We start from the raw sequence: 11,106 nt of genomic DNA, 5'->3' as shown, positions 1-11,106 counted from the left end.
CACTGGAAAGGCCGAAAACCGGGTGCCCGAAGAGCTATTGGACGCTTGCGGCCAGCCCGTCCAGGAACGCCTTCATCACCGGTCCGCCGGACGTGGAGCCCAGTTCGCCTTCTTCGATGAACAGCGCGACGGCGAGGTCCCCCTGCAGTGCCACTACCCACGCGTGCGTGCGCGGCGGAACGTCGCTGCCGAACTCGGCAGTACCGGTCTTGGCGAGCACCGGCTCTCCGAGTACGGAGCCCAGCAGCTGCACACCGCCGTCGGTCACCACGGCACGCATCATTTCGCGCAGCGTCGCGGCCTCCTCAGCCGTCAGCGGAGCTGCACCGGGCTGGGTTGCGGACGGTGAAGCGGAGGCCGACGGCGATGCAGTCTCCGGCGTCGGCGATTCCTGGACCAGCACCGGTGAGACCCGGCTGCCGTTGCCGATCGATGCGGCCGCTACTGCCAGCGCGAACGGGGAAACGAGCACCTGACCCTGCCCGATCATTGAGGCAGCGTGTGCCGTGCCCTCCGCACTGTCCGGGACAGAACCAAAGTAGGCACCCGTGCCGATCGGGGAATCGATTCCAATGCCCAGGCTCCCGGCGGCCTCCGCAAGGGAGGCCTGGGAAACATCGCCGCGCGCATTGATGAACGCGGTATTGCAGGACTGGGCGAAGGCCTGGATCAGGGGGATTTCGCCTAGGAACTGCGCGGGATAGGTGCTGGCGTTATTGAACTTCCGTCCGTCCACGTTCAGCTCGGCCGGGCAGCCAACCGTGGCCTGGGGAGTGGATCCGGAGCGAAGCATTGCCAGGGTGGTGGCCAGTTTGAACGTGGATCCCGGGGCGTACTGTCCAAGCAGGGCAGTCTGCTGGCCCTGGCTGCCGGGTCCGTTGGCAACGGCAAGGACGTTGCCCGTAGAGGGCTGGATGGCAACCAGCGCGGAGGCGGAGGGTTCGTCTTCCAGTACCGATTCCGCGAGTGTTTGAACCGCCGGGTCCAGCGTGGTGTGAAGCTCACCGCTCGAGCCGGCGTCCTGGAAGAGGGGAGCGGAGCGGACGTCGTCAGGGGTCGCGGTTGCGATGGTCACTGAATCCGTGCCGCGCAGCAGGTCGTCGTATTCGCGCTGGAGGCCTGAAAGGCCTGTGATGTCACCGGCGGAGAGCGCGCCGTCGGAATTCTCGATGAGCTCGGCGGTGGCTTCCCCGGCTGAACCGAGCAGGGCACGGGCGAAGGTGCGGGTGGGGGCGAGGGACAGGGTGGAGTTCAGGGCGGCGGCACCCGGGATTTCAGCGACGTCGGCCTGGAAAACAGGTGGGGGGCTGACGGAGTCCTGGCGGAGTGTAATGGCTTCCACGAAGGCTTCGGGTCCGGCTGCGAGGACCTGCTCCGTGAACGGTGCCGGGTCCAGTTCCAGGAACTCGGCCAGCGCCGCGGCGGAGGGTTCGAGCTCCGCCTCCGTGATGCGGGTCTTGTCGATCCCCACCCGCCACACGGGACGTTCGGTGACCAGCACCTCGCCGTCGGCGCCGAGGATGTTCCCGCGCGGAGCCGGCGACACCTCGCGTACCAGGTGGTCCTCCGGCGCCAGGTCCGGGTGGACTGCGGTGGAAGTGAAACGGACCTGCCACTCGTCTTCGGTCCCGCGCTGCAGCGCGACGGTGGTGTCATAGCGGTAGTCATTGTCTGAGGCATTGACGTCCCAGACGTAGGACAGGGTGGCAACCGCCTCGCCGTCGCCGGTTTCTTCCACCGAGGCCACGCTGACTGACGGCTTCAGCGGGTCCATTCCCGAGGTCCAGTCCGCAAGCCGGGTATTGGCCTCCTCGGCCGTGGATTCAACAAAGACGCTGTCCGAGACGTCCAGTTCCGCCAGGCCTTCAGCGAGTGTGTTCGCTGCTTCCTCCGGGGACGGGGCCTCCTCCGAGCAGGCCGTAAGGGTCATCCCCAATACGGCGACGGACAGGACGGACGCAAGCCAGCGGTTTTTCCCCATCCGCATAGAGTACCGGCGGAGCCAAAAAAGCGGACACAGGCGCCGGGCGCCCGTGTCCGCTTCGCTGGCAGGACCGCTAGCGTGCGGCGGTCCCGGCCCCCGTGGCCGAAACAGATTCGCTGCGGGCTTCGCGGACCAGTTCGGCACAGCGCTCGCCGATCATCATGGTGGTGATGTTCGGATTGACCGTGGTCAGCTCCGGCATGACCGAAGCGTCCGCTACGCGCAGTCCGGTAACGCCCTTGACCCGCAGCTGCGGATCCAGCGGCGACAACGCGTCGTCGGGTGCTCCCATCCGGACGGTGCCAGCCGGGTGGTAGACGGTGTTGTGGGTCTTCCGAATGTAGTCGGTGATTTCCTCGTCAGTCTGTACCTCGGGCCCGGGGTAGAGTTCCCGGCCGGCCCAGTCTGCCATGGCCGGCGAGGCCACAATCTCGCGGGCCTTCCTGATGCCGTAGACCATCACGCGCATGTCATGCGGGTCGGTGAAGTACCGCGGGTCCACCATGGGCTTGTCGCGGAAGTCCCGGCTGCGCAGCCGCACGGTGCCGCGGGAACGGGCGTGGGTCACGTTCGGAGTCAGGCAGAAGCCGTTCTCCGTGGTGGGGTAGCCCTGGCGCAGGGTGTGCATGTCGAAGGGGACGGAGCCATAGTGGAACATCAGGTCCGGGCGGTCCAGGCCGTCTTCGGTGGGCGTGAAGATGCCGATTTCCCACCATTGCGTGGAGGACTCGCGCATGGGCTGCTTCGCTTCCCACTGGATGACGCCCTCGGGGTGGTCCTGCAGGTTTTCTCCGACGCCGGGGGAGTCGACGCGCACGTCGATCCCATGTTCGGCCAGGTGCGCCGCGGGGCCAATGCCCGAAAGCATCAGCAGCTTGGGGGAATCGATGGCGCCGGCGGAGAGGATCACTTCCGTCCGGGCCGTGAGTGTGTGGGTGCGGGCGAACTGCCCGTCCACCACGTCGACGCCGGTGCAGCGGTTGTCCTGGTCGAACTTCAGCTCACGGGCACGGAGGTCCGTCAGAAGGGTGAAGTTGGGCCGGTCCATGACCGGGTGGATGTAGGAAACCGACGACGACGAACGTGTTCCGTCCGCGCGGCGGTTGATCTGGAAGAAGTTCGCGCCGTTGATGACGGTTTCACCGGTGTTGAACTTCACGCGGGGAATGCCGGCCTGCTCGCAGGCATCCAGCAGGGCCACGCCGCAGGGGTCGCTCGGCGGAATGTTCATGAGGTGAACCGGGCCGCTGTCCCCGTGGTGCGGGGCGTCAGGACCGGCGTCCTCGTTCTTTTCCAGCTGCTTGAACAGGCGGAAGGCCATTTCCGAGTTCCAGCCCTCGGCGCCGAACCGTGATTCCCATTCATCAATGTCCTCGCGCGGGGCCCAGAAAGCGATGCAGGAGTTGTGGCTTGAGCAGCCGCCCATGACCTTGGCACGTGCGTGGCGCATGAACGAGTTGCCGTTTTCCTGCGGCTCGATCGGGTAGTCCCAGTCGTAGCCGGATTCGAGCAGCTCCATCCAGCGGTCCAGCTGGAGGATTTCATCCAGCCCGCGGTCATCCGGCCCGGCCTCTATCAGGGCGACCTCGACGGACGTGTCCTCGCTGAGCCGGGAGGCGACCGCCGCCCCGGCGGAGCCTCCGCCGATGACGATGTAGTCGAATTCGGTCTTCTGCAGATCAGTCATGGAACTTAGTTGACCTTTCCGTGGTCGGTGAACCAGCCGGTCACCTGGGGATTGATGTTCTGGTAGATGTGCTTGGCTTCCTGGTACTCACCGAGGCCGGTGGGTCCGAGTTCCCGGCCGACGCCGGAGATGCCGAAGCCTCCCCATTCCGCCTGCGGCAGGTAGGGGTGGAAGTCGTTGATCCAGATGGTGCCGTGGCGCAGCCGGCGGGCGACGCGCTGGGTTTTTCCGGCGTCGGAGGACCAGACGGCGCCGGCCAGGCCGTAGGAAGTGTCATTGGCCAGGGCAACGGCTTCGTCTTCGCCGTTGAACGTTTCCACGGTGACTACCGGGCCGAAGGCTTCGTCCAGGAGGGCCGAGCTGCCGCGCTTCACGTTGTCCAGCACGGTGGGCGCGTAGTAGTAGCCCTTCTCGAGTTCGCCCGTGCCCCAGGTTCCGCCGCAGCGGAGCCGGGCGCCTTCTTCCTGTGCCTTCTTCACGTAGGCAGTGACCTTGTCCCGGTGCGCCTCGGAAATCAGCGGCCCGGTCTCAGCGGTTTCATCGAAGGGCCCGCCCATCCGGATCTGCTCTGCCCGGCGGACGAGTTCGGCGGTGAAGCGCTCGGCAATCGGCTCCTCGACGATCAGGCGGGCGCCGGCGGAGCAGACCTGTCCCGAGTGGACGAATGCAGCGTTCAGGGCATTGTCCAGGGCGGCGTCGAAATCCGCGTCGGCGAAGACAACGTTGGGGTTCTTGCCGCCGAGTTCGAGCGCGACCTTCTTGACCGTTCCTGCTGCGGCCGCGGCAATGGTCTTGCCGGTGGCGACGCCGCCGGTGAAGGAAACCAAGTCGACGTCGGGCGATTCCGCCAGCGGCGCTCCCGCCACGGCACCGGCGCCGAGCACCAGGTTGGCCGTGCCGCGGGGCAGGCCCAGGTCCTCAAGGACCTTCATCATCAGGATGGACGTGGACGGGGTTAGCTCCGAGGGCTTGAGCACGAAGGTGCAGCCGGCGGCCAGGGCCGGGGCGATCTTCCAGGCCGCCTGCAGCAGCGGATAGTTCCACGGCGCGATCAGCCCGCACACGCCCACCGGCTCGTACTCAATGCGGGAGACGACCTCGGGGTTCCCCGCGTCAACGATCCGGCCGGCGTTCTGGCCTGCGATCTTTCCGAAGTAGGTGAAGCACGCAGCGATGTCGTCCATGTCGATTTCGCTCTCGACCAGCCGCTTGCCGGTGTCCAGGGTCTCGGCGCGGGCGAAGTCGGCCTTGCGGGCCTTCAGTTCGGCGGCGACACGGAGCAGGAAATCGCCGCGCTCGGGGGCGGGAACCGCGGCCCATTCCCCGCGGTCGAATGCGGAGCGGGCGGCGGCAATGGCCTTGCCGGTGTCCTGCGCCGTGGCCTCGGAGACGACGGCAACCAGCTCGCCGTCGGCGGGGTTGCGGATTTCACGGGTGCCGCCGTCGGACGCGGGTACCCAGGCTCCGTCGATGAAAAGGGTTGCGGGCGTGGTCATCGTTTCTCCTCCCCGCCGACAAAGTCGGCGTCCCAGTTGTCTTTGACAACGGGGTCTTCGGTGATTGCGGTGTTTCCAGGCACCTCACGGTTGAGGTGCAGGAATTCGAGGTGGCGTTCGTAGTGGTCAAGGACGTCGGTGATGAGCTGGTCCTTGGTGTAGCCCATGACGTCATAGCCATGGCTGCCCTCCAGCGAGAAGACCTCCATGCGGAAGTACTTCGTCTCAGCCGAGGCGCTGCGCAGGGCGTAGGAGGGGGTCTCATACTCCACGGGGTAGACCTGGTACTTGAAGGGGCGCTCGTCGCCAAGGCCCACGGTTAGGTCTGCGGTCAGGATGCCGTTCCCCGCCTCGGTCTGGCTGAGGGAAACTTCCGCACCCTTGGACTCGAGCTCGTCATGAACTTCGGCCAGGGCCGGGCAGGCCACGACCTCCACGAAGCGGGCTGCCTGCCGGCGTCCGGGATAGGACATGGCGCGGGTGAGCCGCTGGCGCCAGGTGCGGCCGCCGCGCGGATCCGGACTGCGGCCCGCGATCATGCTCGGCAGCGACGCACGGAAGCTTGCCGCCAGCGAGTGCTCAACCCTCAGCGCCTTGTACACCCCGAGCATGATGAACAGCAGCAGGATCGAGAGCGGCAGCCCCATGATGATCGTGGCGTTCTGCAGTGTGGTCACACCGCCCACCATCAGCATGGCGAGGGTCAGCAGGCCGGTGATGACGGCCCAGAAGACGCGCATCCACTTCGGGGCATCAGAGTCGGCGTCCTTCAGATGGGACGTGAAGTTGGCCATCACCAGAGCGCCGGAGTCCGCCGAGGTGACGTAGAACAGCAGCCCGGTGAAGGTTGCGATCGCTGCGGTGGCCGGCAGCCAGGGGAACTGCTCCAGCAGTCCGTAGAAGGCCCGTTCCGGCTGGTTCATGGCCACCTCGCCGAAGGCGGCGTTGCCGCCCATGACCAGGTCCAGGGCGCTGTTGCCGAAGATGGAGATCCACAGCAGGATGAAGGCGAACGGCACGATCATGACGCCGAGCACGAACTGGCGGATGGTGCGGCCGCGGGAGATGCGGGCCAGGAACAGGCCCACGAACGGCGCCCAGGCGATCCACCAGGCCCAGAAGAACAGGGTCCAGCCGGAGAGCCATTCATCCGGGCGGTCATAGGCCATGGTGTCCAGGGTCATCGCCGGGAAACGGCTCAGCACGTCGCCGATGTTCTGCACGATCCCGTCGAGCAGGAAGCTGGTTTTGCCCGCGATGAGGATAAAAACCATCAGGCCCAGGGCCAGGATGACATTGAGCTCGGAGAGCCGCCGGATACCCTTCTCGACGCCGGACACCACGGAGACGGTTGCCATGAGCACGGACAGGGCAATCAGCGCTATCTGCACGGTGAGGTTCTCGGGCAGGCCGAACATAAAGCTCAGGCCGTAGTTGAGCTGGACGACGCCGATACCCAGCGAAGTGGCGATGCCGAAGATGGTGCCCAGCAGGGCAGCAATGTCCACGCCGTGTCCGAGCGGGCCGTCGATCTTCTTCCCGAAGATCGGATAGAGCGCTGAACGGATACTCAGCGGGAGGTTGTGGCGGTAAGCGAAGTAACCGAGAGCCAGGCCCATGAGCGCGTAGAGCGCCCAGCCGGTGATGCCGTAGTGGAACAGTGTCCACACCAGCGCCTGGCGTGCGGCCTCTGCGGTGGAGCCGTCACCGGTGGGCGGGGCGAGGTACTGGGTCACCGGCTCCGAGACCGAGAAGAACATCAGGTCGATGCCGATTCCTGCGGCGAAGAGCATTGCACCCCAGGTGAAGATGCCGAATTGGGGCTTGGAGTGGTCTGGTCCGAGTTTGGTCCTGCCGATGTTGGAAAGGGCCAGGACCAGGACAAAAACCACGACCATGGTCACCACGAGGAAGTAGTACCAGCCCATGTTGGTGGAGACCCAGCCAACCATGGCTCCGATGACTTCCTCGGCGGACTCGGTGGAGATCATGGCCCAGAGGGCAATGGCCGTGATTCCCACTGCCGAGCCGGTGAAAACTACCTTGTTTGTGCGGGTTTTCTCCACGGCCGCGGGCGGCGCTTCGGATTCTGCAGTCTTGGTCATGACATCCTTCAAGGCTGTGTGAATAAAAAGTAAGGTCCCTTAGTCGTGGGCTTTAGCCTAGCAAGAGCCCATATGGCAGGCGGATTTGTGTGACCTGGGTCAACTGCGGGCACTGGGGCCGCCTGGGAGAAAGCTCATCGTCCCGTTGGGCCGGCTATCCCTCCGGCCCTGTCCGGGCCGCCGCTGTCCTGCTAACCTCCAAGAGAGTGCGGAACACGTGGCGCACCTCACATTGACCGGTTTCGGGGACGTCCGGCCGGACCGCTGGATCGATCCGGAAGCCTCCTTTGGGACCGTGCTGACGGCAAGCTGAAGGAGCGGGAATGTCCGAGTTGGACGTGTTGCTATCCGAAACCGAGCGGTCTTTTGGTCTCCGCCAGATCCAGGCCGGACACGCCCGGATGCTGGTCATCGGGCGGGATCTGCACCAACCCATCGGGGAGGTCTGGAGCGCCCTGTCTGATCCGGCCCGGATAGCGGCCTATTTTGCCCAGCCGAGCGGAGAACTGAGGCGCGGGGGCGATTATGAAATGGCGGGTTTCTCCACGGGGACCATTCTGCGGTGCGATCCGCCGCGCATGCTGACCGTGACATGGATTCCGCCGCACGGCAATCCAGGGGAACTTGAGATCCATCTGGCGGATATTGACGGTTCAACCCGCCTGGAGCTGCTCTATGCTTCGGTTCGCAAAAAGTTCGCAGTCATCGACCCAGACGCAGGAGAATGGGCGGCCGGACCAGGATGGGAATTCTTTATAGACCGCCTGGAAGCGCACGTCCAGGGCCGGGAGCTCTCATCAAACCTTGTGAGCTGGGCCCAGATGGAGGCGGAGGAGCGGGAGCTTTACCACGCGCGCAATGCCGAGTGGGAGCGCGTCCGGGAGGAGTTTGAGCGGCAGCATGCACCTCTGCCTGGACCTGAATAAACGCAGGTCAGGGCTCAGTCTAGCCTGTGGATAACTTTGCAGACTGGGGTTGAGTGAAGTACACTCAAGTTAGTTGAGTACGGTTGGATGAAGCGAGTGGGCCAGGCGTTCCATAAAGGAAACGGCACCTGGGCCGCGCAGCCCGTTCCAGCGGGATGGTGCTGAATCTGCCGGGAGCTTGAACGGTTTATCCGAGCCTGAGAAGGAGCCCGCCGTGGAAACCAAATTCACCACCAAGAGCCAGGAAGCGCTGCAGGCTGCAGCCATGAACGCCTCCACCGCCGGTAACCCCCAGATTGAGCCCGCGCACCTGCTGAAGGCTCTCATGGACCAGCGGCAGGGGGTGGCTGTCGCGCTTCTTAAGGCAGCAGGAGCCAATCCGGACGCGGTCAGCGTCGCCGCCAGCAGTGCCATCCACGACCTTCCCTCCAGCTCCGGCTCGTCCGTGCAGCAGCCGCAGTTCTCGCGGCCGCTGCTGCAGGTAATCAACACCGCGCAGCAGGAGGCAGCCCAGCTTGGAGATGCCTACGTATCCACCGAGCACCTGCTGCTGGCGCTGTCCGTGGACAACAGTCCCGCCGGTAAGGCCCTGCGGGACAATAATGCCGGCCACGATGCCCTGGCCGGAGCCCTTCCCAGTGTGCGAGGAGACCGCAAAGTGACCAATGCAGATCCGGAGAATACCCTGCAGGCGCTGGAGAAGTTCAGCACCGACCTCACCGAAATGGCCCGGGCCGGAAAACTGGATCCCGTGATCGGGCGGGACTCGGAAATCCGCCGTGTCATCCAGGTGCTGAGCCGGCGTACCAAGAACAACCCCGTCCTCATCGGTGAGCCGGGCGTGGGTAAGACGGCCGTAGTGGAAGGACTCGCCCAGCGCATCGTGGCCGGGGACGTCCCGGAGAGCCTCAGCGGCAAGACGCTGCTCTCGCTCGACCTTGGGTCCATGGTTGCCGGCGCCAAGTACCGCGGCGAGTTCGAGGAACGCTTCAAGGCTGTCCTGGAGGAAATCTCCAACTCCGAGGGCCAGATAGTCACCTTCATTGATGAACTCCACACCGTCGTCGGTGCCGGGGCCGCAGAAGGATCGATGGATGCGGGCAACATGCTCAAGCCCATGCTGGCCCGCGGGGAACTGCGCCTGATCGGCGCCACCACCCTCAACGAGTACCGGGAGAATATCGAGAAGGATGCCGCCCTCGAGCGCCGCTTCCAGCAGGTGTTCGTCGGCGAACCCAGCGTGCCGGACACCATCGGTATTCTCCGCGGGCTCAAGGAGCGCTACGAGGCCCACCACAAGGTGGCCATTGCAGACTCCGCCCTCGTGGCCGCAGCCACTCTGTCCAACCGCTACATCACGGGCCGCCAGCTGCCGGACAAGGCCATCGACCTGGTGGACGAGGCAGCATCCCGGCTGCGGATGGAGATCGACTCCGCACCGGAGGAGATCGACGAACTGCGCCGCGCCGTCGACCGCCTGACCATGGAAGAGCTCGCCATCAGCGGTGAAACGGACGAGGCCTCGCTGGAACGCCTGGAAGTCCTGCGCGAAGACATGGCGAACAAGAAGGAGCAGCTGGCTGCCCTGAACGCCCGCTGGGAAGCTGAGAAAGCCGGACTGAACCGCGTGGGTGACATCAAGGCCCGGATCGACGAACTCCGGTCCCTGGCGGAAAAGGCACAGCGCGACGGCGACCTCACGGAAGCCTCCCGCATCCTGTACGGCGAGATCCCGGCGATGCAGAAGGAGCTCGACGCCGCGCAGGAAGCCGAGGAAGACAAGTTCGGAGACGGAGCCCGTGAGCTGATGGTCTCCGAGGAAGTCACCGCGGACGATATCGCCGAAGTGGTCTCGTCGTGGACGGGTATTCCGGCGGGACGGATGCTGCAGGGCGAATCGCAGAAACTGCTGGACATGGAGTCGGTCATCGGATCGCGGCTCATCGGCCAGACCAAAGCAGTTGCCGCCGTCTCGGACGCCGTCCGGCGTTCCCGCGCCGGAGTTGCCGACCCGGACCGCCCCACCGGTTCCTTCCTCTTCCTGGGCCCCACCGGCGTCGGCAAGACCGAGCTTGCCAAGGCTCTCGCCGAGTTCATTTTCGACGACGAGCGTGCCATGGTCCGGCTGGATATGAGCGAGTACGCCGAGAAGCACACGGTTTCCCGGCTGGTCGGTGCCCCTCCCGGATACGTCGGCTACGAGGAAGGCGGGCAGCTTACGGAAGCGGTCCGTCGGCGCCCGTACTCGGTGATCCTGCTGGACGAGGTTGAAAAGGCGCACCCGGATGTCTTCGACATCCTGCTGCAGGTCCTCGACGACGGCAGGCTCACGGACGGCCAGGGACGCACCGTGGATTTCCGCAACGTGATCCTGATCCTCACCTCGAACCTGGGTTCACAGTTCCTGGTGGACCCCGGGCTGACGGAGGAACAGAAGCGCGAATCGGTCATGAACATGGTCAACGCGAACTTCAAGCCCGAATTCCTGAACCGCCTGGACGACGTAATTCTCTTCGATCCGCTGAACCTGGAGGAGCTGTCGGAGATCGTGGACCTGCAGGTCCAGGCACTGGCTACCCGGCTGCGGGATCGCCGCCTGACCCTGGAGGTCACGGATGCCGCCCGCGAATGGCTGGCACTGACCGGATACGACCCGGCCTACGGCGCCCGTCCGCTTCGCCGGCTGGTCCAGCGGGAGATTGGGGACAAGCTGGCCAAGGGAATCCTTGCCGGACGTATCTCAGACGGAGATACCGTGCTGGTGGACCGTCCGGAAGTCGCGGGAGACGAACTGGCAGACCCGGGCCTGACCGTCGAAGCGGCGGCACCCGTCCGCTAATTCCGTTCCCTGCCTGACGCGGAGCAGTAAAAAGGGAGGCTCAGTGCGAGCCTCCCTTTTTACTGCTCT

At 65.2% G+C, this 11,106-nt stretch carries 6 protein-coding genes; 2 read left to right on the top strand and 4 right to left on the bottom strand.

What is annotated here, in order from left to right; translation table 11 throughout:
* Positions 1–34 precede the first annotated feature (34 nt).
* The 4 genes from GD628_RS03565 to betT form a co-directional block, all read right to left on the bottom strand.
* Positions 35–1,981 (bottom strand): penicillin-binding transpeptidase domain-containing protein, encoded by a 1,947-nt coding sequence (locus GD628_RS03565; RefSeq protein ID WP_152273841.1) that lies wholly within the window; start codon positions 1,979–1,981, stop codon positions 35–37.
* Positions 1,982–2,057: 76 nt separating this feature from the next.
* The gene (locus GD628_RS03560) at positions 2,058–3,671 is read right to left on the bottom strand and encodes a GMC family oxidoreductase (RefSeq protein WP_152273840.1); all 1,614 of its coding nucleotides are present in this window, start codon (positions 3,669–3,671) and stop codon (positions 2,058–2,060) included.
* A gap of 5 nt (positions 3,672–3,676) precedes the next feature.
* The gene (locus GD628_RS03555; protein WP_152273839.1) at positions 3,677–5,167 is read right to left on the bottom strand and encodes an aldehyde dehydrogenase family protein; all 1,491 of its coding nucleotides are present in this window, start codon (positions 5,165–5,167) and stop codon (positions 3,677–3,679) included.
* A complete protein-coding gene (betT, locus tag GD628_RS03550) occupies positions 5,164–7,272 on the bottom strand; it encodes a choline BCCT transporter BetT (protein ID WP_152273838.1) in 2,109 nt (702 codons plus the stop codon). The genes GD628_RS03555 and betT overlap by 4 nt, the downstream gene beginning before the upstream one ends.
* Before the next feature lie 323 nt (positions 7,273–7,595).
* On the opposite strand from betT, the gene GD628_RS03545 reads away from it, so the two are divergent.
* Complete coding sequence (locus GD628_RS03545; protein ID WP_091601855.1) at positions 7,596–8,198, top strand: SRPBCC domain-containing protein; 603 nt, start codon at positions 7,596–7,598, stop codon at positions 8,196–8,198.
* Positions 8,199–8,412: 214 nt separating this feature from the next.
* Positions 8,413–11,037 carry an ATP-dependent chaperone ClpB gene (gene clpB / locus GD628_RS03540; RefSeq protein WP_091601857.1) on the top strand — a complete coding sequence of 875 codons (2,625 nt, stop codon included), beginning with the start codon at positions 8,413–8,415 and terminating at the stop codon, positions 11,035–11,037.
* The last annotated feature ends 69 nt before the right edge of the window (positions 11,038–11,106 follow it).

This window comes from Arthrobacter koreensis (genome assembly GCF_009193255.1).
Taxonomy (GTDB): domain Bacteria; phylum Actinomycetota; class Actinomycetes; order Actinomycetales; family Micrococcaceae; genus Arthrobacter_B; species Arthrobacter_B koreensis.
Note: the sequence above shows the minus strand (reverse complement) of the source record. Positions and strands in the feature narration are given on the sequence as shown.

Bases quoted from the DNA above. Each gene is read 5' to 3' on its own strand.
- GD628_RS03565 (WP_152273841.1), bottom strand. From the start codon at position 1,981: ATGGGGAAAAACCGCTGGCTTGCGTCCGTCCTGTCCGTCGCCGTATTG.
- GD628_RS03555 (WP_152273839.1), bottom strand. From the start codon at position 5,167: ATGACCACGCCCGCAACCCTTTTCATCGACGGAGCCTGGGTACCCGCG.
- betT (WP_152273838.1), bottom strand. From the start codon at position 7,272: ATGACCAAGACTGCAGAATCCGAAGCGCCGCCCGCGGCCGTGGAGAAA.
- GD628_RS03560 (WP_152273840.1), bottom strand. From the start codon at position 3,671: ATGACTGATCTGCAGAAGACCGAATTCGACTACATCGTCATCGGCGGA.
- GD628_RS03545 (WP_091601855.1), top strand. From the start codon at position 7,596: ATGTCCGAGTTGGACGTGTTGCTATCCGAAACCGAGCGGTCTTTTGGT.